A 24,615-nucleotide genomic window follows, 5' to 3' on the forward strand; every position below is an offset into this window, starting at 1 on the left:
CATTTGCCTAATCTTGTGTGTGGATTTTGTACATAGGCGTTTTATCTGGCAGGAGTTCGAGAATATGTTTTTCTGCTTTTAGAACTTCTGTTGGGTCGTGGGTTACATGCAGGAGTGTCGTACTTCCTGTTTGTGCAATCATCTGTAAAAGGTGTAATATTTTTTGCCTGTAGTTTTCGTCTAGGGCGTGGCAGGGTTCGTCCAAAATCAAAATTTCTGGATTTTTTACGGTTGCTCTTATTATGAGGATTGCCCTTTGCTCGCCGTAACTTAAATCGCTAAAATTTTCTGATTCTCTGCTTTCAAAACCTGCAAGTTTTAGCCATTTTCTTGCCGCTTGAATTTCTAAATCTGTTTTTTTTGTGTAAAGACCTATGGAATCGTGAAATCCAGAAATTATTACGCTTTCTAAATCTGTGCTGCCTATCATTCTGTATTCAACATGCATTCTGTAACTTACGATACCGAGTTTTGCTTTTATATCCCAAATGCTTTCGCCCGTGCCGCGTTTTTTGCCAAAAAGGTGAATGTCGTTGCTGTAAACTTGTTTGTTGTCGCCTGTTATGAGCTCTAAAAGCGTTGTTTTTCCAGAACCGTTTGGACCGCGCACAAGCCAATGTTCGCCTTTATAGACGTTCCAGTTAAAATCTTTTAGAACAAGTCTTCCATCCCAGCCAACGTTTACATTTTGCATTTGGACTAGAGGAATTTTTTCTGATGAATTTTCTTCGCCATATTTTTCTTCCGCGATTTTTTGAGTTTCGTTTTGAATCGATGTAAATTCTTTTGCAAAAGCTTTTTTTTGTTCTTCTTTTTCGAATGAATTTTTTCGCGCTCTTTGCAAAATCAATTTTTCGTATTCTTCCTTTGTGCCACAAAAACTTACCGCTTTATCTGTAAATTCTAAAACATTTGTGATTGCGCTTGGAATTTCCGTATATCTGTCCATTGCGATTATTATTGATGTTTGGGCAAATGCGGATTTTGATTTTTTTTGTCGCAAAACCATTGTTTCAAAAAATTCCATTAGGATTGTTCGGCTTTGTGCGTCTAGTCCTGCGAATGGGTCGCTTAATATTAAGAGTTTTTTTTGCGAAAGCAACGCTCTGCATAGCAAAGTGCGCCTTATTTCGCCTGTCGACATAAATTTAAGTCCGCGGTCCAGTATTTTTTCGATTCCGCAGAGTTTAACTTCTGGCAAAGTTTCCAGGCGTTGTGCAATCGGTGGCAATGGAAGGTTGCGGTGTTTTGCATCAGGTCCACCTAAAATTTCTGCAATAAAACGTCGCCCAGTTCTTCCTATGTCGATTCCGTCCAAGTATTCACTTTCGTCTAATTTTCGCTCTTCTTCTATTAAATTTGCCGCCCTTTCTAAAGAGACAACTTCTGTGGAAGTTTCAAATGGGGAATGAATAATTTTTCCATCTGCATTCTGCACAAAATTTTTTGCTCCAGAAAGTGCGTCGAAAAAATCAGATTTTCCGCTTCCGTTTGCTCCTATAATAAGCCATGCTTGTTGTTTTTTCATTTGCCAACTTAGCGAAGCGATTTTTATTTTTGAAAGGTCTTGGATGCGAACATCATTTAAAAAGATAAGCGAATTGTTCATGTAAAAAATTATAGTCAATCGCAAAATTGTTGCAAACGGCCTTTGATTAGAGAGAATTTGTTTGATAAAATCAAAATATGAATATCATCAACGCTTATGGCAATGAGCCAGGTAACGACAAGTCTGTTCTTTTTTTGTGTAGGACTCCTTTTGGAAGATTTTTATATAATTTGACGCTTTTTTTGCAGATTCCAAAGCTTATGGGATTTTATCTGCGTACTCCGTTTAGCAAAACTTTGATAGGCGGTTTTGTAAAAAAGAATAACATAGATATGTCTGCATTTGCTGGGCGAAAATTTAAATCTTTTAATGATTTTTTTACTCGCAAGGATTTTTCAAGAAAAGTTGAAGGAGAAGAAGATTTGTTAATTTCTCCGAGTGACAGTTTTTTAAGCGTTTATAAGATAGAAGATAATTCAACTTTTTGTATAAAAGGATTTGATTATTCTCTAAAAGACTTTTTTGGAACAGATGAATTTTCTTCAAAGTATTCTGGAGGCGACTGTCTTGTTTTTAGGCTTTGTGCAAACGATTATCATCGCTATTGTTATATAGATTGCGGTTCTCTTGAAAAAAATCACTTTATAAAAGGGACTTTGTATTCTGTTCAACCAGTGTGCTGCCGAACGTTTAAGGTTTACACAAAAAACAGGCGCTCTTGGACTATCTTAAAAACACAAAATTTTGGAGATGTTGCGCAAATAGAAGTCGGTGCATTCAGCGTTGGCGGAATAGTGAATCATCACGAAGATTATTGTTTTAAAAAAGGCGAAGAAAAAGGGTATTTTGATTTGCACGGCTCTACAATAGTTCTCCTTTTTGAAAAAGATAAAATCGTTTTGGACGAAAAAATAAAAAATTCGACTTTAGATGGAAAAGAATATAGAGTTTTATACGGTTCTAGGATTGGGAAAAAACTATAAAATCTGATTTTTTTTGTTATTTTAGCGAATTCCTTCTTTTTTGTATATTTTTTTAGCATATTTTATATATTTTTCTCTAAAAAATAGACGTAACATAAGATAATCTTTACTTTGCCAGATTAAACTTCTCTGGTAAAATTTTTTGGAGGAAAATATGAAGAAATTATTAAAAAGAGCGGCTTTTGCCGTATTTGCTGTTTTTTTTGCTTTTTCATCGTTTGCAGAGGGAAGTAAGGAATATGTTACTCAGGAAATCAATGCAAGCAGTCGCTGTCTTCCAACATTTTATGAAAACATAAAAAGTCGTTGGACATTTAAGATGGGATATAAAGATGGGGTAGATGTTGCCCAGTGGAAAAAAGACGGACTTGCTAAGGCTCGTGAACTTATTATTCAAGAAGAAGATAATACTCCTTTTGATATGGTTGTTATCGCTAGTGAAAAACGAGATGGTTACACCGCTCAAAAAGTTGTATTCAATATTTCTAAAGACAGCCGCGTTCTCGCATATCTTTTAGTTCCTAATGGGAAGAAAAATCAGACTTATCCTGCTGCGTTGATGTTGCACGACCACGGTTCAAAATTTGTAATTGGTAAGGAAAAAATGGTAAAACCTTTTGGCAATACAGAAGAGGATAAAGAAAAATTAAAGAATTCTGATGCGTGGAGTTATTCATATTTTTCAAAATTATATCCTGGCGATGAACTTGCAAAAAGAGGTTATGTTGTTTTGAGTTTTGACGCACTTGGTTGGGGCGACCGCTCAGTAAAAGGCTTTGCAACAGACAGTCAGCAATCTTTGGCAAGCAACTTATTTAACATGGGAACAAGTTTTGCAGGAATAATTGCACAAGAAGATTGCCGTGCTGCAAAATTCCTTGCAAGCCTTCCTCAAGTAGATAAAAAACGTGTTGCAGCTTTAGGCTTTAGCATGGGTGGATTCCGATCTTGGCAACTTGCTGCAATCAGCGACGACATAACTGCTGGAATAAGCGTTTGCTGGTTTGGAACTATGAAGGGGCACATCGTAGAAAAAGACGGACAGCTCAAAGGCAACTCTGCATATTCAATGCTTCATCCAACAATCGCAAAATTCTTGGATTATCCGGATGTTGCAGGTCTTGCCGCTCCTAAACCAATGTATTTTATAAATGGCGATGTTGACCCTGTAAATCCTGTAGCTGGCATAAAAGAAGGTTACGAGAAGATTCAAAAAATTTGGGCTGCAAACAATGCTCAAGATAAGTTAAAGACTGAAATTTTCGCAGGACATGACCATTCTTTCCCTGTTGATAAGCAAAAGTCAGCATTCGATTGGCTCGATGCTCAATTTGGAAAGTAAACTCACCTTAAAAATTTAACGACAAAATGCACGCGATGATTATTTTATGATTGCGTGCATCTTTAATTTTTATGATTAGAACTGCGGTCTGGTGAATGTAGAATTTTATCTACAGCCTGCCGCATTTTTTTATAGGATTCGCTTCCCGAAAAAATTCTTTTTTGAATAAATCCAACTTCGTAATATCCGAGTGAATTTCCTGCTGAATGACAGGTAAAACCAGTTTCGTACGGTCCATTTGTTAAAACGATATGAGGCACAAGTCCAATGCCAAGTCCAAGTTGTACCATTGCCATTATCGCTTCGTTGCCTTCTGTTTCTGCGGCTATTATTGGTTTTACATTTCTCGATTCTGTCCAAATATCAAATCGTTCTCTTGCGATTCCTGCTTTTGGCAGGATAAGCGGAACTGAAGAAACAATATCCTGTGGACTTCCGCTGACTTTTTCAAAAGGACCTCCTGTGCTCGCAGCAAAAACCAATGGAGTTCTTCGAACGGGAATGCAGTCTATTTCTGCCAGGGGTGAATCTGGAATCGCTGCAACTGCAATATCGGCTCGTCCTTCTTTTATGGCTAAAATTGCACCAGCAGGGTCTCCAGTTTCTACATTTAATTGAATATCTGGATATTGTTCTGCAAGTCGGCTTAAAAATGGTGGCATTATAGAGTAGCAGGCAGTTACAGAAGCGTATACGCGTAAAATTCCTGCAATCGCATTTGATTTTGATTTGAACCTTGAAAAAACATCTTCTTTTTCTTCCATGCATTTTTTTGCAAATTGGGCAAATATTTCGCCTTCAAAAGTCAATTTTACTTCCCGATTATTGCGCTCAAGCAGAGTTTGCTCGGTTTCATCTTCAAGGCGGCTTATGAGTCGGCTCAAGGCGGAAGGGCTTAGATTTACCCGCTGCGCAGTTTTTGCAAAGTGCAGAGTTTTAGAAAGAGTTAAAAAAGCTTCCAATTCAAAAAAATCCATAAAGGCATTTTAGGAAATATTTGAGAAAATTTATACATTGGGATATAATTCGAGAAATAGTTTTAAATATATTCGGAGGAATAGATGAAAAAGATTTTAGTTGTTTTGACTTCAGCAGCAGTTGCTTTTAATCTTTACGCTTTTGACCCAGCAGCGACTATAAAGCCTGTTGGAGATGTAAAAGAATACACAAAAATCGACTATACAATCACAGAAAAATTTGGCGACTACTATCGCTCGCAAAAATCAAAGTATGTTCACTCGTTCGATTCTCAAGGACGCAGAACTCAGTCAACAGAGCTTACTGCAAAAGATGCATTGGTAGACAGACTTAACTATGCGTATGATGTAGACGGCAGGTTGACTTCTACAACTGCTTACGATTCTGACGGCAAAGTGAGCTGGCGAATAGCAACTTCCTATGACGAAAAAGGCAACAAAGTCGAAGAGTCAGAATACAATGCAAGCGATATGCTCATAAATAAGTCAATCTGGAAATTTACAGCAAAGCAGAGCGAAGAAGCATATTACAATGCAGACGGAGTTTTGCTCGGAAAAACTATAATAAAATTTGATGACCAAGGCAGAGAAATCGAAAATTGTGCTTACAATGCCGACGGCACTCTAGAAGTAAAACGCAACTTTGCATATAACGACGCAGGCAAACTTTCAGAAACCGTATATACAAATTCATCTGGAATTATTGTACAGAAAGTTGTCTATCGCTTTGACGAAAAATACGCCATTACAGAAGAGCAGTCTTATAACAACGAAAATAAATTGATTCGCCGGGTAATTTACAAATACGACGACAAGGGTAATGTTACAAGAACAACAACCTATGCCGTTTCTGAAAAATTTGGTGGGACTGTAAACGAGCTTGTTGCAATAAATGAATTCGTCTATGTATATGCAAGTGCTCCAAGTTCAACTGCCAATGCAAAATAAAATATAAAATTTTATAAGTGCGCACACATATATAAACGCGCGCATATCTATCGATGAAAGCACCTTAAATTTTGGCAAAACCGCTACTTTTTAAGGTGCATTTTTTTGACTAAACAGTCTGTTTTATTATTCCGCCACCGCGTATAACTCCATCTACATATAAAACCGCAGATTGTCCAGGCGCAACCGCTCTTTGACTTTCTTTAAATGTTATCTTCCAAGGAGTTCCGCAATATTCGTTTTTATCTTCATCATTTGGAATATATTTTTCTATAATTGCTGGCGAGGGTTTGCTTGCAAGGCGGATTTTAACCATCGCTTCAAATTTTTTGTTTGGTTCAACATTTTCAGGCCAAACAAAATCATCGGCAATAAGAGCATCTGAATTTAAAGCGTCGTTGGGCGCAAGAACAACAATATTTTGTTTTGCGTCTATATGCTGGACGTATGCAGGATAATTCAATGCAACGCCAAGCCCCTTTCGCTGCCCTATAGTGTAGTGTTCAATTCCGCGGTGCTTGCCCAAAACGTGCCCATCTAAATCTATTATATCGCCAGGCACGCTCGGCTTGTCGTTAAAAATCATGTCAAAATATTCAGGGCCAATAAAATCCTGGCTCTCTTCTCTGTTTGCAGCTTCAAGGTTAAAAGATTTTGCAAGTTCAAAAACTTCTTTTTTGGTCTTGTTAGCAAGTGGAAATCTCACTTTTTCAAGCACGCTCGACGGAATTCGATACAGAAAATATGTCTGGTCTTTTGTAACATCATTTGCATTTGCAATCATACATGGTCTTTTATGGCTGTCAAAAAGGGGTGTTTCTGGTCGCACGATTCTCGCATAATGACCTGTGCAAAAATAGTCAAATTGAATGTCTAGCGAGCGAATTCCTTCTAAAAGCGCATCAAATTTTATAAATCTGTTGCATCTTATGCACGGGTTTGGCGTTCTTCCAGAGCGATATTCGCTTTTAAAATATTCAAGTACAAATTTACGGTAACTTTCTTTAACGTCAATTACGTGATATTCAATTTGATTTTCGTTACAGAATTTTTTGCAATCTGCAATATTTTTTTCTTCGTTGGGTCCATAGCAAGCTTCTCTTATCGATTTTTCGCTCTTAATTTCTGGAATTCTGCCGTCCCAAATGGACATTGTAACTCCTATAACATTGCACCCTGCCTTTTGTAAAAGCAAAGCGGTCAAAGTGGAATCCACACCTCCAGACATTCCCACTACAACAGTGTCTCCAGACTTTGGTAAATCTTCATCAAAATACTTCATAGAAATTCCCCAATCAAACTTCTGGCAAGTATATAAACAAGCAAAAAACTTAACAATAAAAAAATCTATAATTTTTGTAGCATAAATATTTATCAAAATACAAAAGTTAAAAGGTGCTACTGCCTCATGAAAATCCCGTGCTTGCTCAAACTCCTCGGCTTTGCCTGTGGTGTTACCGCAACGCCCGGGGCTATTTTCTATGGTCGCACGACATTTATAGTTTATTGTGATATAACTAGTTTATGCTAGAGATTTTAGAACGCAAAAATTTGCTTAAAGGTTTTTATAAGACGCTTTTTTCCCTTGCAATTCCCATAATTTTACAAAATCTTATGCAGACCTTTGTAAACATGCTCGATACAATTATGGTCGGAAGACTTGGTGCTGTAGAAATTGCTGCAGTCGGGCTTGGAAATCAAATTTATTTTATGCTCAGCATCATACTTTTTGGAGTAAGTTCTGGTTGTGGGGTTTTTGTAAGTCAATATTGGGGGCAACAGAACATAAAAGGAATCAGGCGCACTGTAGGAATAATGCTTTTTGTTTGCACTTTTTTCTCTATTTTGTTTTTTATCGCTGGATTTTTTTTACCAGATAAACTTTTTTCTTTATACACAAAAGATTTAAAAGTTATTGCACAGGGAGTTTCGTATCTAAAAATTGTTGCTTTTAGCTATCCTTTTACTGCAATAAGTTTTGCTTTTCAAATGGCATTTAGAAACACAGAGCGCGTTTATCTTCCAATGGTTTGTACCTCAATAAGTTTAGTTTTAAATGGTATTTTTAATTATATCTTTATATTTGGAACAAATTTTTTCTTATTTGGGCAGGAATTTTCAATTCAACCGATGGGAGTAAGTGGAGCGGCTCTTGCCACCATGATTTGCCGCATTATAGAATTTTTTATAGTCATAATTTATTCATATTCAAGGCATTATGAAGTTTGCGGAAAAATCGCAGAATTTTTTGATTTTGATTTTTCGTTTATAAAAAAAGTTTTTAAAATTGCTTTTCCTGTTTTAGTAAGCGAAACAGTTTGGGGGCTTGGAATAACAACTCAAAATGCAATATTTGCAAGGGCTGGGACTTTTGCAATTGCGGCTTTTAATATTACAAACACTATAAACCAGTTGACTTGGGTATTTTTTATAGGAATGGGAAATGCCTCTGCTGTTATTTTAGGTAAAAAAATTGGGGCAGAAGATATAGAAGGCGCAAAAGCCTATGTTCAGCGTTCGTCATGGTTTATGCCGCTGATGGGTGCTATTATAGGCTTGCTTTTGATTCCACTAAGTTTTTCGTTAAAATTTATATTTAAAGTTGACCCATATATAATCTTGCTCGCACAGTCCATGATTTATGTTTTGATGTGTGTTTATCCTTTGAGAGCCTTTAATATGCTTTTGATAGTTGGCGTATGCAGGGCTGGGGGCGATACAATTTTTAGCATGATTATAGATAACGGTTTTATGTGGTTTATTTCTATTCCACTCGCCTTTGTTGCAGCGTTTTGGTGGAATTTGCCACCGTTTGCAATAATGTTATTTTTAGAAACTGAACAAGTGTTTAAAGTTTTAGCAGGTGCTTGGCGTCTTAAAAGCGGAAAATGGCTACATAGGGTTACACATTAGTCAAAGCTAAAGTTGTTTCCAAGGAGTTTATCTTATAATGAAAGAAATACGTGGTTTTGCTTTAAAACACAAGTTGGAAAAGTTTTTTCTTGTTTTGCTTTTTTTTGTCTACGTCGCATTGATGTTTTTTCAGGCATCGCTACATTCTTTTGCAAAATATTCAATTCTTCCGCCAGAAATGCAGTCGTTTTATATTCAAATGCAGGAAGTTGTTTTTTTTGGAGTTTTGATTGGACTTATCGAATTGCTCCTTTCAACTCAATTTGTAATAATTGGAGGAAAAATTGGGTATTGGCTTGCCCTCATCGTAAATTTTTTTAACATAGTTTTTGTTTTGCACGCTTTTATAATAAAAAAAGAAATTCCCGCATTTTTAGGTGTGCCGTTTTCCATTGTTTCCATAATTCTCTGCACTGTGATTTTTAGTCAGTATTGTAAGATAAAAAGGAGCGTTTCATACATTCAGCGATTTTCTTATATTGATGAATTGACTGGACTTCCAAACAGAAAAGAGCGGATTGCTACTATAACAGATTTTATGACCGGCTATTCAAAAATTCCTGCTTTTTCGCTTTTGATGATGGATTTTGATAATTTTAAATTTTTAAATGAAACTTTGGGACATCAGATTGGCGATGTTCTGATTCAAAAAATTGTAAAGAATTTGCAAAAATTCATAAAATATCCTGCATCGATTGGAAGAATTGACGGCGATGAGTTTTTGATAATTTTGCCAGGTTCATTTGCAGAGGCGGAAATAAAATCCTATGCAAACGAATTAAACAAAATTGTGAGCAAACCGTTTCATTACAAAGACAAAGATTATAGGATGACTGCGAGTTTTGGAATTGCAAGTTATCCAAAAGACACAGAAAATCCTGCAACGCTTTTACAACAGGTGGACATCGCTCTTTTTAAAGCAAAATCTCATGGCAAAAACCAAATTGAATTTTTTGAGCCAAATATGCAGATTACTCTTGAGAATAAAGTTGATATAGAACAAAGGCTTTCTGCTGCAATAATAAACAACGAACTATATATGGAATTTCAACCGCAATACAATATTCCTGAACAAAAATTGCGGGGGTTTGAAGCGTTAACAAGGTGGGCATCGCCTGCAATGGGGCATATTTTGCCACAAGATTTTATTCCTGTTGCAGAAGAAAATGGATTAATAGTAGAAATTGGCAAGTGGGTTATGAAAGAAGCCTGCGTTTGCTTTATGAAATTGATAAACGATTATGAAGAAAAACCAATGCTTGCAATAAATATATCGGTTGCTCAATTTAGAGATCCAGATTTTATTTCGACTGTAAGAAAAATAATAAACGAGACTGGTATAAATCCGGCTTATTTGGAATTTGAAATAACAGAAAGCGTTTTGATTCGTTCGTTTGAAGTTGCAAAATTTGTAATTACGCAGTTAAAAGAGCTTGGAATAACGATTGCACTGGACGATTTTGGTACTGGATATTCATCGTTGAGTTATCTGCGTTTGCTTCCTTTGGATGTTGTAAAAATCGATAAATCTTTTATCGACATAATTGGAATCGTTCCAAGCGAGAAAAATATAATTCAATGCATAATCGAAATGGCTCATAAACTTCAATTAAAAGTTATTGCAGAGGGAATTGAAAACCAAATTCAGTTGGATTATCTTACAAAAAATAATTGCGATATTATTCAAGGAAATCTCCTTGGTCGCCCAGCCCCTATGGCAGCACTTTAGTCTTTAAGGCAGCTTATGCGTATAGAAATGATGAAGGAAGATGAAAAGCAAAAAATTCTTGAATATATGCTTCCTTACGAAAAATTTTCACTGACACTCTATGCCGAAATTCTTCACGATGCAAAATCGATTTTTGTTTTGCGCGGTCATTTTAACGAAATTCACGGAGTTTTTAGTTTTATACAAGGAATAACGATACATCACTGTCTGCCAAATATTTATGGCAAAAATATTATTGAAATTCAAAATGCGTTTTTACTTTTTTTTAATGAGCATACGCCAAAGTTTCTTTTTAGCATTGTAGGAGAAGAAACTGGAACAAAATTTTTAAAAGAATTCATCACTAAAAATTTTTTTAAAAGTGTAAAATCGCAAATCAACTATTTTTTAATGGAAGAAGGCAGATTTGATTCAAAAAAATCGCTTCAAAAAGCAAATCGTCAACTTGTTGTTGAAAAATGCGCTGAAAACGATTTTGATAAAATTTTTGAAATGCAAGTTGCGTTTGAAAAAGAAGAAGTCGTGATTGACGGTTTTAAATTTGACGAAGATGCTTGCCGTGAACGTTTTGAGCTTTTTTTGGATGCAGGTGCGGTTTACGCAGGAAAAATAAAAAATGTTCCACTTTGCAAATTGACTGTAAACGCAGTCGGAAAAAATTATGCGCTCTTGGCAGGAATTTACACTCTAGAAAAATACAGAAATCATGGGCTTGCAAAAACTCTGGTCGATTGCGTATGCCAAAAATTCCATACGCAACAAAAAAAGTGTATTTTATTTGCAAAAGTGAATAATTTGCCAGCTTTAAAAGTTTACGACGAATGCGGTTTTAGAAAAATCTGCAACTTTTGTATAATCTATTTTAATAAGGAATTTAAGCGATGAATGATTTTTTTGTTTGCCCAATTTGTGCTAAAAAAACTATCGCAAACATAAAAAACAGGCGATGGGAATGTTCAAACTGTGGGTTTGAACTTTACAACAATGTTGCAACTGCGGTTGGACTTTTAATTTTTAATAAAGACGGAAAACTCTTATTAGAAAAACGCGCGAAAGAGCCTCGAAAAAATTTTTATGCTTTTCCTGGGGGCTTTGTCGATTTTGACGAAAGTGCAGAACAGGCATGTGTTAGAGAATGTCAGGAAGAATTGGGAGTAACCCCTTTTGACCTAAAATATCTTTGCAGTTTTCCAAATGATTATGAATATAAAAAATTTGATTATAAAACCTGCGATTTGTTTTTTACGGCACAACTTCCAGATGGAGTAAAATTCAACTTGCAGGAAACAGAAGTTGCAGGGCTGGAATGGTTTAGTGTAAAAGATGAAAAAAGCATAGACGAAATTCCGCTTGCATTTGAAAGTGCAAAAAGAACTTTAAAATTTTTTTTAGGGAGAACAAAAAATGGAGAATCTTAAAATTTTTATCACTGTAGTGGCGTATTGCATTTTTGCTTTTTTGATTTTAAGAATTCCTTTTGAAATTAAAAGATTAAAAAAAGAATGTGGAAAAATCAAAATGGAATTGAAATCCGATTTTCCAATTCGCTCTTATGCGATTTTTGCTGTATGCGCAGCGTTAATCGGCATTATTCCGTTTAGAAATTTTGCTTTGTATATTTCGGTTGTTTTTATTTGTACAGCGCTTATTGCAACTGCTTTAGCGTCTAGGCAGGTGGCTAATTCTAAGATGAACGGAATTTTTGAAAATATGATAATAAGCGATACGACAGCAATAAAATACGAGCAGATTCTTTGTTTGCCTACGCTTGCTTACGAAAAAGACGAAGACACTTCTCAAGTTGATTTTAGACTTTTAGAAATTTTACCCAAAAAAGGTTCAAAGATAACGCTGGTCTTTCCTAATGAAGAAACTAGAAACAAGGCTTTGGACGCTATTCTAAAAGAATGCCCAAGTCTTGCACAATGTTAGGATTATTTTGCATTGAATACGAGGATTGTAAGTACTTTTCTATTTGTTCCAATCTGCTTGTTAGACTAGACATAAGGATTTTTTTTTTATATATTAGACGAACACGGCGTCTTACCCAAGTGGTAAGGGAACGGTCTGCAAAACCGTGATTGAGCAGTTCGATTCTGCTAGACGCCTGTATCAAAGGACGATGCTTTTTAGCATCGTTTTTTGTTTTTTTGGGTATGTCTTGGCAAAGCCGGTACCCGTAAATATATATGTGGCTATCTTTAGCGAGATTTTTATTTTGCAAAAAGATAGCCATTTTTTATTTCGATTCTAAAGTGCGTTTTTTGTTCTGCTGACGGAAAGTTGATTTTTGTAGAAAAGACTTAGCCCAGATGGCAGCGGCGCAACGCGTTGGCGGAACGCCAATGGAGCGATAGCGCAACCGCGAACAGCTGGTCGTGACAAATAATTGCGCTCCTTATTTTTTTGTAGTCTATCAAAAAAAAAATTACTATAATAAATATATGGAAGATATTAAAGAAAAAATTTATGACTTTGTGGTTATTGGCGCTGGGGTTGCTGGTTTAACGGCTGCTCAATATGGTGCGCGTGGTGGGCTTGATACGCTTTTACTGGACACCTGGTATCCGGGTGGGCAGGCCTTGAATATTTTTAATTTGGAAAATTTTCCGGGATTTTTTCCGTCGATTAACGGTGGAGATTTTATTGAAAATATGCGTTTGCAGGCGGAAAATTTTGGTGCTAAGATTTTACAAGGCAAAGTGAATTCGATCGACAAGAGTGAAAATCGCTTTGTGATTGAAAGCGATGCTGGTAAAATTTTTGCTTATGCGGTTTTAATTGCAACGGGGGCTGAGCACAGAAAACTTGGCGTTCCTGGCGAAGAAAAATTTTTTGGCAAGGGCGTTAGTTATTGTGCTACCTGTGACGGTCCGTTTTTTAAGAGAAAAAAGATTGTTGTTGTTGGCGGTGGCGACAGCGCTTTGGAAGAGGCAATACATCTTACTTCTTTTTCTGATGATGTTACTTTGGTGCATAGACGCGATGAGTTTAGAGCACAAAAAGCGATTCAGGACAAGGTTTTTAAAAATAAAAAAATAACTGTTAAGTTTAATTCCGAAATTGAATCGATTGAAGGCGAAGAAAAAGTTTCGTCTGTTGTATTAAAAAATCGCTTGGATTCTTCTACGCAAAAAATTGAATGCGATGGCGTGTTTGTTTCTGTTGGAATGAAGCCCTTAACTTCGCTTGTTGATACGCTTAAAAAGGATGAAGTTGGATATTTGATAACCAATTATAAGATGGAAACAGAGATTCCAGGTCTTTATGTGGCTGGAGATGTTAGGGCAAAACCTTTTAGACAGTTGGTAACGGCTGCGAGCGATGGCGCGATTGCTGCTCACATGGCTAGCGAATACGTTTCTACTATAAAGTCTAAGTCTTTGTAAATTGTTTTAAGCAAGTCGATAAAATTTTCGTAAAAACATTCGCCTTGGGCATTCCTTATATGAATACTGCTTTAAAAAATAAAATATTCGCTTTTTTGTGTTTTGCTTTTTTGTCTGCAAATTTTTTATCGGCACAATCGAATATAAAAGATGATGCTGATTTTTGGAGCGATTACCCTTCTGAAGAGCTTGCTGATTTTTTGATTTTAAAGATGAGCGATGAAGAGCTTTTGAGCCAGATATTGATGTTTGGTTGGGCAGGAGCAGAACCAAGTGAACTTTTGATTCGTTGGGTGCATGAACGGGGGCTTGGTAGCGTAAAAGTTTTTGGCTGGAATACAGACAACACAGAACTTGTTGCTCGTTCGGTTTCAAAATTGCAGGAAAAATCGCAGCTGCGGCCTTTAAAGATACCGCTTTTTGTTGCAACAGACCAGGAAGGTGGCTGGATTCGCCACGTAAAAGGCGACACTTCTGACACTCCTGGAAACATGGCGATTGGCGCTTCTTCATATCCTATGGATTCTTATTATTCTGCTTTTTATATAAGTCGCGAGATAAACGCCTTGGGCATAAATATGAACTTTGCTCCAACTGTGGACAATTATACCAACTTAAAATCCACGGTGATTGGGCCGCGTTCGTTTTCTTCAAATCCTGAACATGTGGGGCAGTTGGGTGCTAGTTTTGTTGCAGGCTCTATCGATGCTGGTGTTATTCCCACCGCTAAACATTTTCCGGGGCATGGAGACACGAGTTTAGACAGTCATGGAAATTTGCCAGAAATCAACATAGACTATCAAACTCTTGAAAATCGAGAATTGATTCCTTTTAAATATCTTATTGCCGAAAAAATTCCTGCAATAATGAGCGGACATTTGAGTTTTCCAAAGATTGTTCCCAATGGAGTTCCCGCAAGCCTTTCTAAAATTTTCTTGACGGATATTTTGCGAAATAGGTTAGGTTACGAAGGACTTATAATTACCGACGATATGATGATGAACGGAGCGACTATGTATGCTGGCAGTTTGAGTCGTGCTTTTAGACTTGCTATTGAAGCTGGCAATGACATTGTAATTTCTTCTACTACTGCACTCTGGCAGGAAAACCTTTGGACTTCTAATCTTGAACTGATGAATCACAATACGGAATTTAGAAACACTGTTAAAAAAGCAGCTAGGAGAGTTTTGCTTTATAAGTTGAATTACTTTAAAAGCAAAAATGCCGCTCCGCTTTATCCAGACCCCAAAAAAGTAAAAGAGCGAGTTCCTGATAGGGAAGGTCAAAAATTTTTTTTGAATCAAGCATGTCGTTCAATAACTTTACAAAAAAAAGGTGAAAATTTTCCATTAAAAGCAAGCCAAGGGGAAAAAATCCTTTTGGCAGGGCAAAACCAATTTCCAGAATTTTTTGAACAGGCAAAAAAACGCTATCCGAATTGTGCAGAATTTAAATATGATTATGAGATGGGACCAAATCAAGCGGAATGGATGAAAAAAAATATTGAATCCACGGCAAGAAACTTTGACATCATCATAATCTGTGTTGCAAACGAAAGAAGCGCAATGATTGCCTCGAGCCTTGAGCGAACGGGCAAAAAGGTGATTATCATGTCTGTTCTTTCGCCAGTTGGAGTTTTGGGATTTAACTGGGCAGATTCTATTCTTCTTGGTTACAGTTATTCGCCTTATACTTTTAAAGCTTTATTTGCCGCTTTGAATGGCGAATTTGAGCCAACTGGAAAACTCCCTCTGTAAATTTAAAATTTTGGAATCGCTTTTATCTTTGTAAATTTGCTGTCTTTTGGATGGATGTTTGGCAGAAGTCCGTTTATTCTGTCGTTTTCTTTTTGCAGTTGAAATTTTATCATCTCTTTAAAAGAAGTCATAAGGCATTCGCAAGAATCATTTTTTTTTATGATGTTTGCTTGCTGCATTTCTTTTATGAGATAATAGCAGGTTTCTATTGTAGAAACGCAATGCGGATGCGGCTCTTTTTTAAATGTGAAGATTGAAGAATAAGTTTGCGAAAAACTCAATTTTGGCAATTTCATTATATTTGTTGAAAGTTTTATCATCTTTTTTGAGCAAAACCAGGTTGAATCGATTATTATCGCCAAAAGTTTTTTTCCATTTAACTCTTCTTTAAATCCTTCTTTTTGTGATGACCATGCGTCTTTATCAGGATATAGCAAAACTGGAAAGTATCTTTCGTCTGAAAGCAGATTGCAAAGCCTTTCGTTTTTTGTAAAGTCGATTCCCATTATTATTTCGGAGTCTAAAAGTCCAGCGTGGGCAAGCCTTCCTGTTCCAGTTCTCTGCCGTTTTGCTTCTTTTGGGTGCATTAAAAAAACGAATTTTATTTCAGAGTCAAAAGGCTTTAGATATTTGCAAAAACAATTTTCTTTTGGGCGAAAGCATTTGTAACAGATTTCTCGCATGATGAAAGCAATTATAGAGAAAAAAACGTTCGCTTGGAATCGAATAATAAAAATTGAACGGCGAAAAAAACGAAAAAAATGCCGGGAGATTTTCCCGGCAAGCAAAACTGAATTAAATTTTAGTTAATTATTTTGCGTTTGAATTTGAATAGATATAGTTGTAGTCAGCCCCTGTATTTTTTGGAGTTTTATCCGTTAGCTTGAATAAATCTCCCAATTCAAACTGCCCTGCTGCGTTGCGAGGAATTCTGTTAAAAGAACCGTCCGCATTGTAACCGTTAGCATATTTTGCAATATTGCTGTCTACAAAAATTTCTTCTTTGGTAACTTCTTGCCCAGCGGAATTTAATGACTTTGCTCCGTTAAAGAAGTAGTTATTTTCTGCTGCAAGTTTGGATGCAAGGTCTGGATCGTTCGAAGAATCAAAATTATCTCCAGAGCCACCGTTTACAGAAAGCACACCTGTCGCCTGGAATGTTCTAGGGCTTGCTGCTGCTTTTCCTTTGCCGTAGAGAGATATGTTGTAGTTTACGCTGCCAAAAGAAGTTACGCGGTCTAAAATCAATGCAGGATTTGAGTTAGATGTTACTCCGTTTAGTCCATTACCCCAAGCAACTGAGTTGCGCAAGATATGTTTTATTCCGATTCCATCACCGCCGAGTTTAAATCCGTTACCGTCGCCTTTACCTGTTCCGTCGAGTTTTGTTCCGTTGCCATAAGCGATACAGTTTTCAATAAGGACAGCACCGATTGCGCCAGTTTCTACTTTTGAATAGAGATCCCATCCGTCGTCAACATTGTGGTGTGCTACGCAGTTACGGAAAACGTTGTTGTCGCCAGATGTAAGTTTTGAAGCAAATCCGTCTGCATTGTTTTGTGCAGGGTCGCTGTTTCCAAAAGATTCGCAGCCTAAAATAAGGTTGTCGTGTGGCCATTTTTCGTAACTTTCAGAAGAACGTCCAGAAATCTGAATTCCTGTATCGCCGTTAAGGTAGGTGTCTACTTCGATTATCTTGTTGTAGCTTCCTGCAACTTGAAGAGCCTTTACATCGCCTGGAGTTCCTGTTATGTCAAAGCCTCTGAGCGTCCAGTAATTTCCGTAGAGATTTAATGCTGTTACCTTTGCTTTTGATTTTGAAAAATCAAGTACAGGGCGAGTTCCAGCTTCTGCAATCAGCGATTTTCCAGCTTTTGCAGTACCGTCGTTTCCGCGTTCAATTTCTATGCTTTTTCCTGGATAGTAAGTTCCACCGAGCATTATGATAGTCTGCCCCGGCTGGCAATATGCAACCGCAGAAAGCAAGTCCAAAGGTTCGTCTTTTGTTCCTTTTCCAAATGCGTTTGCGTTAGGAGAAACATAGAGACTTGCCCCTTTGTAAGTTTTAGAGATGATTGAATGAGAATAGGTTACCGATTTGTAGTTTTTTTCGTAATCGTTGATTTCTCTGTTAAACTGTGCAATTACCGCTCCTGGCTCTGGCTTCCAGTTATCTTCTGGATCAAAAGTTACCAAAAGGTCTGTTAAATCTTTGTTGATTTTGATTGTCTTTTTAAAATCTACAAATTTCTTTCCTGCTGGAACGGTGATTTTTTCATCCTTAATTAAAACTTTGCCATCTGTTGTTTCTACGCGCAAAGTTCCGTTTGCATTTGCTGTAAATGCAAATGGATATTTTTGATTGTACCAAGTTGTAGGACAGTCGATTGTTGTTGCAAGTGGAACAAGCTCTGGCGGTTCTTCCTGTGCAGGAGGATCATTTTTTGGGTCTGTTATTTTTAATACAACGTCAGAGAAAGTTGCGTTACAACCTCTTGCTACTGCAAAACCAACATAGATGTGTTCTTTATCCAGCTGAAGAAGTTTTACATTTTCGTTGTCGTACATTATGAATTCTTCTTTTGTGTCTTCTGAAGGAATTGCACGTTTGTAGATTGCGTGATAGCCAGTATTGTCTTTTTTGAGTGTTACTCTATAAGTGTCGCCTGTTTTTATTGCATCGGAGCCCTGGTCGTAAGAGAATGCAAACGATTTGCTTGTTGCACGAGCCTTAATTCCTTCGTCGCCGAGCGCGATAACTTCGTCTGTAAGCCCACTTACAAAACGAGCACCTATTCCATTTTTTATTTCTTTTTTAACGCCGTTTACATGTGTTGTAAATTTGCGTGTTATTACTCCAGCGGAATTATTGTATGCAATCATCAATGGTTGACCTTCAACCCCCAGCTTGTCGAGTGCCAAAAGACCAAATCCTTCTTGTCCGTCTGCCATTGAGTTGTGATAATCTACATTTACGGTTGCAGTTAATTCAAAATTTTCTTTTTTAGGATCAATTACAGTGTAGTAAAAAGAGATTCCATCAAAATAACTTTCAAATTTTCCGCCTTTTTCCATTATGTTTCCATTTTCGGGATTAAACGTGCAAGAATACAAAGTTACTTTTAGGTCATTTGGATCTAACAATTCATAGCGATTTCGTTCTGCATTTGTGGAAGTTCCAAATTCTGTAAATGTCCAGACACGCTCTTTTTCTGCTCTAATCAATTTATGAATTGGATTTGAACCAACGCGTTCATTCCCACGAACTGCAAAAACTGTAATGTCGGAATATGTCTGCGGTTTTAATGCCTTGATTGTTGCATTAAGCGAAGTTGTTTTAGCAAGCTCTAAGGTTTTTCCCGTAGAGTCCGTGTATGAAACGATGTATCCATCGGCCTCTGTTATTGCATCCCATTTTACTTCAACATCGCCACCGCCAATATTTAATGTTGAAACTGTTGGCTTTATTAGTGGAAGTGTAAAATCAAAGCTTACGGTTTTTGAAGATTTTTCTTTAGATTCTCCGTTGCGCTGTGTGTATACAGTAAAAGAATACCTGCCCGAAAATTCAGGGGAAAATTCTGCGTGTTTTTCTGCACGGCGTGTTTTTCCAAATGTGTTTTTTACAGGTTTTCCGTAAGGTCCTTGCATTTCTACATAGCCTTTGTCTGCCGTTTTGTTATCTGTTGCTGCCGTAAAGGTTACGGAAATTTCGTTTGGATTTCCTTCTGTAAGGCTTACGGATTTTATTTCTGGTTCTGCAACAGAACTCCAGTCTGGGCGTGCAGATTGTGCAAAAAGTGTTGAAGCAACAAAAATGCACAGCCCAAATGAAAATAGTTTTTTCATTCATTTCTCCTAAAATACAAAATTTGCAATGCAAACCTAAACTAAAAAACGCAGACCTCCACAAAGAAAGCCTGCGTTTCATCTACTACTTATGTTTTTTATTTGCTTACGCTTATTTTATAGATATTTATTCCAGATTTTTTTGAATACAAGATGTAAGTTCCGTCTGCTGGTGCTTTTACAGAGCTTTCAGATGCAATAGTTCCAGCTTCTGCATCAACATCCATTGGAAGTTCTTTTATTATTTTTCCATCTGGACCTACAACAACTAACTGTCTCATCTCTGTTTTAGAAGTTGAATTTCCCCAAACAGTTATTGTTTCTCCAGCTTTTGCAGGGAAAGAAACACAGCGATAGTCAGGTTTTCCAGCACCTTGAAGTTGAAGAGCCATATTGAATTCATCACCATTTTTTGCTTTGTGCATAGGTTTTTTTGAGATATTCATATACTTTTCTGCATTCGCATGGAGAACAAATCCGTCTTCGCACTTTGTCTCTTCGGTGATTGTTCCCTTTTCCATGTCTTCTGCGCTAAAATAGCCTTCTGCAAAAGCAAAAGTTCCAAGCATCATCATGCAGGAAAGCAATAAGATAACTGATTTTTTCATTTTAAAAGCCTCCTAAGGTTTTTCAGTTCACTTTTAGAACATTCTAGTTAGTTTTTAGATACGAGATTTCAATTAAATTGAATTTAACTCATCGCTTGCATTATAGATAAAAATTATAAAAAATTTAAGGAGAGTATTTACAAAAAAACGATGTCGGCTAATATAAAAGTCTTAAAAATTTATAAAACAAAGCGATATTTTGAAGATTTATTCAAAATGATTTTAAATCTTAGTTCTTTTTTATTTAGGAGGAAAAATGACAGAACTTATTTCTACTGATGAGCGAGTTTGTGAACTTCTTGACGAAAAAAACTTTTCCTCAATAAAGGAAATCGTTTCTTCAATGCCAAGTGCAGAAATTATTGCGCTTTTTGAACGAATTGATGAAAAGCAGGTTCCTGTGATTTTCAGACTTTTGCCAAAAGATTTAGCCGCAGAAGTTTTTATAGAAATGGATAGCGATTTTCAGGAACTTTTGATAAAAAACTTTTCAGATAATGAATTAAAAGCGATTCTTGACGAATTATATGCAAACGACACCGCGGATTTGGTTGAAGAAATGCCTGCAAATGTTGTAAAGCGAATCTTAAATCAAATAGATCCTTCTATGAGAAATGATGTAAATCAACTTCTTCAATATCCAGAGAATTCTGCTGGCTCAATAATGACAACCGAATATATCGCTCTAAGATTAGGAACTACGGTGGGCGAGGCGATAAGCAAAATTCGCGAATATGGTCTAAATCAAAAGTCGTTTTACAGTTGTTATGTTACCAAAAACAAAAAATTGATAGGGCGAATTTCTTTAAAAGATTTAGTTCTCGCAAAAGACGATTCAATTAAAATTGATGAAATCATAAAAACCAATGTTATAAGCGTAAAGACGAACGAAGATAAAGAAGAGGTTGCAAAACTGCTTTCAAAATACAATTTTTATGCGATTCCTGTTGTAGATGGCGAAAATCGTATGGTTGGAATCATTTCTTTTGATGATGCTTTGGAGGTAATGGAAGACGAGGCAACAGAAGATATTGAAATTATGGCTGCGATGACTCCTTCTCAAAAAACTTATTTGCGCTCTTCTCCATTTGATTTATTCAAGCATAGAATTGTTTGGCTTTTGCTGCTTATGGTTTCTGCAACTTTTACAGGAATGATAATAACAAATTTTGAACACGCACTTGCAGCTCAAGTTATTCTTACCGCTTTTATTCCAATGCTCATGGACACTGGCGGAAATACAGGCTCTCAATCTTCTGTTACGATAATCCGAGCGCTTTCTCTTGGCGAAATTGAATTTAGAGATTTGCCAAAAGTCCTTCTAAAAGAATTTTGCACTGCGTTTTTGTGTGCATTGTGCCTTTTTGCCGCTTGTTTTTTAAAAATCTTCCTGATTGATTATTTGCTGCTGGGAAACGAAGATGTAACTTATTCAATAAATCTTGTTGTTTGCCTTACGGTTGCATTCACCGTTGTTATTGCAAAACTGATAGGATGTACGCTTCCGCTTCTTGCAAAAAAATTGACTTTAGATCCTGCGGTTATGGCAAGCCCTTTTATAACTACGATAGTCGATGCTGTTTCGCTGATTGTTTATTTTACGATTGCAAAGACATTTTTATTTTAAGAAAATTTTAAGGATGAAGCCATCATTCTATCTTAATTGTAAAGAGCATATATTTTTAGTAAAATAAATCATCATGGTAATTGCTTCTATAGATATGAAAGATGGACACGTCGTTCAATTAAAAAACGGACGCGATTTGGTGTTGCAACGCGACGATGCGGAAAATTTGATTTCTGAATTTAACAGATACGGCGAAGTTGCAATAATCGATTTGGATCAGGCTTTTAGAAACACAGACGAAAAAGGCGAAACCAAAAATACCCAGCTTTTTCAACATCTGCTTAGAAAAGGAAATGTTCGAGTTGGTGGGGGAATCAACACTGTAAAAAAAGCCAGAGAATTGATAAGTCTTGGAGCAGAAAAGGTCATAATCGGTTCGGCAGCATGGAATTCATCAATAAAAGATGGCGAATCAGTTTTGAACGAAAATTTCTTGCAAGAATTAAATGATGCAATCGGAAAAGAGCGCGTAATCATTTCTGTAGATGCAATTCACGGAAAAATCGCCGTAAAAGGCTGGACTCAAACTGTTGATGTTTCCTTGGTGGAAGGTGCAAAACAGGCAGAAAAATATTGCTCTGAGCTTTTGTTTACCTGCGTAGAAAAAGAAGGCTGCATGGAAGGCACAGATATGCAACTTGTAGAAGAATTGCGCAAGGCTGTAAAATGCAGAGTTGTTGTTGCAGGTGGCGTTAACAGCATAGAACAGATTGTTCAGTTAGAAAAATTAGGTTGCGATGTTCAACTTGGAATGGCCTTATACACTGGGGTTGTAAACTTAAAAGATGCCTTCATAAACTGTTTGAATTACGAAAAGACTGGCGGACTTATTCCTGTTATAGCACAGAGCCCTGCTGGCGAAGTTTTAATGATGGGATATGCAAACAAAGAAGCGTTTGCAAAATCATTTGAAACTAGAAGATTGACCTTTTTTAGCCGTGCAAAAAATAGGCTTTGGACAAAGGGCGAAGAAAGTCAGCACTATTTAGATCTTATAAAAATGCGTGCCGACTGCGATAGAGATACAGTTCTTGCGACAGTTTTTCCAAACGGCGGAGTTTGCCATACAGGTTCGTACACATGTTTTGGCTCGGAAGTTGATGCAAAGTCAAATCTTGAACGCCTTTACGCAACTGTTGCAGAGCGATTTGCAAATCCTCGTCCCGGAAGTTATACGGCAACTTTAGACGCAAAACGAGTGCGCGAAAAAATTATGGAAGAAGCCGAGGAATTGACCGATGAAGCGGAATCTAAAAACGACATAATTTGGGAAGTTACAGATTTAATCTATTTTATGAGCGTTTTGATGTACAAAGAAGGCGTTACTTGGCAGGACATCTACGACGAATTGGATAAACGACACAAAGAAAAATAGAAAAGCATTCTGTTATATTACAGAAAATATTTGCCTGCACTAACAAGTTTTATTAGATTTATTCAGACTCGCTTTGGTTCATCTAATATGAATTTTGCGTTGTAAAAGTGGAGAAAATTTAATTTGAACGACCATCTATGGCAGATACTTACAACTTCTTTTTTTAAGATATTGATTCCGGGGCTTGTAACGACAATTCCGTTGACGGCAATTTCGTTTTGTTTGGCATTGGTTCTTGGAAGCCTTACCGCTTTGGTTCAATTTGCAAATGTAAAAATTTTAAAGCATGTCGCTCGTTTTTATATATGGGTAATACGCGGGACACCAATTCTGGTTCAGCTTTATGTTGTATTTTACGGACTTCCAAAAGTTGGTGTTATGATTGCACCGTTTACGGCTGCGGTTCTTGTTTTTTCTATAAACGAAGGAGCTTACACAGCGGAAATAATGCGGTCTGCTTTTGAATCCGTGCCGGTGGGGCAAATAGAAGCAGGATATTGTGTTGGAATGAATTATCTTCAAATTTTCTGGAGAATACTTCTTCCTCAGGCGCTAAAAACGGCATTTCCTCCGCTTTCAAATTCGCTCATCGCTATGGTAAAAGAAACCTCGCTTGCGGCAAACATAACTGTTACAGAAATGTTCATGGCAACGCAGCGAATCGTTGCACGCACCTACGAGCCACTCGCACTTTACATTGAAGTCGCGTTGATTTATCTGGTTTTCTCGACTGTCTTAACAAAAGTTCAGAGGATTGCAGAGAGAAAAATCAACTTTTTTACAGAAAAATCAGGAGGCGAACGATGATAGAAGTAAAAAATCTAAAAAAAGCGTTTGGACTCCTGAAAGTATTAAATGGAATCAGCCTTTCTATAGACAAAGGTGATGTAATCGCGGTTATTGGGCCAAGCGGTTCTGGTAAAACGACTTTGTTGCGATGCCTCAACTTTTTGGAAAGGGCGGATGAAGGTGAATTAGATTTTGACGGTCAAAAATTCGATTTAAAAACGATAAAAAAGAAAGATATGAATAAAATCCGAAGTCAGACAGGATTTGTCTTTCAAAATTACAATCTTTTTCGCAACAAGACTGCACTGGAAAATGTTACAGAAGGTCTTATAGTCGTTGGCAAGCTCAAAAAAAAGGATGCAGAGCAGATTGGAATGCAGATGCTTGCAAAGGTTGGAATGGCAGACAAAGCAAACGCATATCCTCATCAACTTTCTGGAGGGCAGCAGCAGCGGGTTGCAATAGCAAGAGCACTGGCAGCAAATCCAAAGATAATATATTTTGATGAACCGACGAGCGCCTTGGATCCAGAGTTGATTGGCGAAGTTTTGCTCGTAATGAAAAAACTCGCAGAAGAAGGAATGACGATGGTCGTTGTAACGCACGAGATGAATTTTGCAAAAAATGTGAGCAACCGCGTTATCTTTATGGAAGGCGGTCATATTGTTGAAGAAGCACAATCTAAGGAATTTTTTAATTCTCCAAAAGAAAAAAGAACAAAAGAATTTTTGGGAAGCTTGGCGACAAATCTTGCAGAAAAATAATAATTTGCTTTATAAA

20 protein-coding genes and 1 tRNA gene are annotated in these 24,615 nt (G+C 36.9%); 15 read left to right on the top strand and 6 right to left on the bottom strand.

The genetic code is table 11. The features are described 5' to 3' along the window. Positions 1-7 precede the first annotated feature (7 nt). Positions 8-1,609, bottom strand: a complete 1,602-nt coding sequence (locus FXX65_RS04030; RefSeq protein WP_147615202.1) for an ATP-binding cassette domain-containing protein — start codon at positions 1,607-1,609, stop codon at positions 8-10. A gap of 77 nt (positions 1,610-1,686) precedes the next feature. Between FXX65_RS04030 and FXX65_RS04035 the strand changes: the two genes are divergently transcribed. Beyond that, positions 1,687-2,532 carry a phosphatidylserine decarboxylase gene (locus FXX65_RS04035; protein WP_147615203.1) on the top strand — a complete coding sequence of 282 codons (846 nt, stop codon included), beginning with the start codon at positions 1,687-1,689 and terminating at the stop codon, positions 2,530-2,532. Positions 2,533-2,686: 154 nt separating this feature from the next. Continuing rightward, positions 2,687-3,874 (top strand): dienelactone hydrolase family protein, encoded by a 1,188-nt coding sequence (locus FXX65_RS04040; protein ID WP_147615204.1) that lies wholly within the window; start codon positions 2,687-2,689, stop codon positions 3,872-3,874. A gap of 62 nt (positions 3,875-3,936) precedes the next feature. Here the strand turns inward: FXX65_RS04040 and ilvY are convergent, their stop codons facing one another. After that, positions 3,937-4,851, bottom strand: coding sequence for an HTH-type transcriptional activator IlvY (gene ilvY, locus FXX65_RS04045; protein ID WP_147615205.1), 915 nt, complete (start codon positions 4,849-4,851; stop codon positions 3,937-3,939). A gap of 84 nt (positions 4,852-4,935) precedes the next feature. On the opposite strand from ilvY, the gene FXX65_RS04050 reads away from it, so the two are divergent. Beyond that, on the top strand, positions 4,936-5,799 hold the full coding sequence (locus FXX65_RS04050) for a hypothetical protein (RefSeq protein WP_147615206.1): 864 nt from the start codon (positions 4,936-4,938) through the stop codon (positions 5,797-5,799). Between the two features lie 109 nt (positions 5,800-5,908). Here the strand turns inward: FXX65_RS04050 and mnmA are convergent, their stop codons facing one another. Further along, a complete protein-coding gene (mnmA, locus tag FXX65_RS04055) occupies positions 5,909-7,081 on the bottom strand; it encodes a tRNA 2-thiouridine(34) synthase MnmA (RefSeq protein ID WP_147615207.1) in 1,173 nt (390 codons plus the stop codon). A gap of 242 nt (positions 7,082-7,323) precedes the next feature. On the opposite strand from mnmA, the gene FXX65_RS04060 reads away from it, so the two are divergent. From FXX65_RS04060 to FXX65_RS04095, 8 genes are all read left to right on the top strand, one after another. Then, a complete protein-coding gene (locus FXX65_RS04060; protein ID WP_147615208.1) occupies positions 7,324-8,712 on the top strand; it encodes an MATE family efflux transporter in 1,389 nt (462 codons plus the stop codon). 37 nt (positions 8,713-8,749) lie between these two features. After that, positions 8,750-10,441 (top strand): putative bifunctional diguanylate cyclase/phosphodiesterase, encoded by a 1,692-nt coding sequence (locus FXX65_RS04065; RefSeq protein WP_147615209.1) that lies wholly within the window; start codon positions 8,750-8,752, stop codon positions 10,439-10,441. 15 nt (positions 10,442-10,456) lie between these two features. Continuing rightward, positions 10,457-11,326 (top strand): GNAT family N-acetyltransferase, encoded by an 870-nt coding sequence (locus FXX65_RS04070; protein WP_147615210.1) that lies wholly within the window; start codon positions 10,457-10,459, stop codon positions 11,324-11,326. Next, entirely contained in the window at positions 11,323-11,859 is a 537-nt protein-coding gene (locus FXX65_RS04075; RefSeq protein ID WP_147613534.1) for an NUDIX hydrolase, read from the top strand. Before FXX65_RS04070 ends, FXX65_RS04075 begins: the two co-directional genes overlap by 4 nt. Next, complete coding sequence (locus FXX65_RS04080; RefSeq protein ID WP_147615211.1) at positions 11,846-12,373, top strand: hypothetical protein; 528 nt, start codon at positions 11,846-11,848, stop codon at positions 12,371-12,373. Before FXX65_RS04075 ends, FXX65_RS04080 begins: the two co-directional genes overlap by 14 nt. 105 nt (positions 12,374-12,478) lie before the next feature. Beyond that, positions 12,479-12,550 (top strand) — tRNA-Cys (locus FXX65_RS04085). A gap of 335 nt (positions 12,551-12,885) precedes the next feature. Beyond that, on the top strand, positions 12,886-13,830 hold the full coding sequence (gene trxB, locus FXX65_RS04090; protein ID WP_147613536.1) for a thioredoxin-disulfide reductase: 945 nt from the start codon (positions 12,886-12,888) through the stop codon (positions 13,828-13,830). A 59-nt stretch (positions 13,831-13,889) separates the two neighbouring features. Next, complete coding sequence (locus FXX65_RS04095) at positions 13,890-15,587, top strand: glycoside hydrolase family 3 protein (RefSeq protein WP_147615212.1); 1,698 nt, start codon at positions 13,890-13,892, stop codon at positions 15,585-15,587. Positions 15,588-15,589: 2 nt separating this feature from the next. Here FXX65_RS04095 and FXX65_RS04100 read toward each other — a convergent pair whose 3' ends face one another. The 3 genes from FXX65_RS04100 to FXX65_RS04110 form a co-directional block, all read right to left on the bottom strand. Further along, a complete protein-coding gene (locus tag FXX65_RS04100) occupies positions 15,590-16,270 on the bottom strand; it encodes a tRNA-uridine aminocarboxypropyltransferase (RefSeq protein WP_147615213.1) in 681 nt (226 codons plus the stop codon). A 127-nt stretch (positions 16,271-16,397) separates the two neighbouring features. Beyond that, positions 16,398-19,436, bottom strand: coding sequence for a pectate lyase (locus FXX65_RS04105; RefSeq protein ID WP_147615214.1), 3,039 nt, complete (start codon positions 19,434-19,436; stop codon positions 16,398-16,400). 98 nt (positions 19,437-19,534) lie between these two features. Continuing rightward, the gene (locus tag FXX65_RS04110; RefSeq protein WP_147615215.1) at positions 19,535-20,044 is read right to left on the bottom strand and encodes a hypothetical protein; all 510 of its coding nucleotides are present in this window, start codon (positions 20,042-20,044) and stop codon (positions 19,535-19,537) included. A 256-nt stretch (positions 20,045-20,300) separates the two neighbouring features. Between FXX65_RS04110 and mgtE the strand changes: the two genes are divergently transcribed. From mgtE to FXX65_RS04130, 4 genes are all read left to right on the top strand, one after another. Continuing rightward, on the top strand, positions 20,301-21,671 hold the full coding sequence (gene mgtE / locus FXX65_RS04115; protein WP_187107419.1) for a magnesium transporter: 1,371 nt from the start codon (positions 20,301-20,303) through the stop codon (positions 21,669-21,671). Between the two features lie 73 nt (positions 21,672-21,744). Next, the gene (hisIE, locus tag FXX65_RS04120) at positions 21,745-23,046 is read left to right on the top strand and encodes a bifunctional phosphoribosyl-AMP cyclohydrolase/phosphoribosyl-ATP diphosphatase HisIE (protein WP_147615216.1); all 1,302 of its coding nucleotides are present in this window, start codon (positions 21,745-21,747) and stop codon (positions 23,044-23,046) included. Positions 23,047-23,169: 123 nt separating this feature from the next. After that, the gene (locus tag FXX65_RS04125; RefSeq protein ID WP_147615217.1) at positions 23,170-23,853 is read left to right on the top strand and encodes an amino acid ABC transporter permease; all 684 of its coding nucleotides are present in this window, start codon (positions 23,170-23,172) and stop codon (positions 23,851-23,853) included. Continuing rightward, on the top strand, positions 23,850-24,599 hold the full coding sequence (locus FXX65_RS04130; protein WP_147615218.1) for an amino acid ABC transporter ATP-binding protein: 750 nt from the start codon (positions 23,850-23,852) through the stop codon (positions 24,597-24,599). Before FXX65_RS04125 ends, FXX65_RS04130 begins: the two co-directional genes overlap by 4 nt. Positions 24,600-24,615 lie beyond the last annotated feature (16 nt).

Origin of the sequence: Treponema pectinovorum, from assembly GCF_900497595.1 — a bacterium.
GTDB classification, from domain to species: Bacteria; Spirochaetota; Spirochaetia; order Treponematales; family Treponemataceae; genus Treponema_D; species Treponema_D pectinovorum.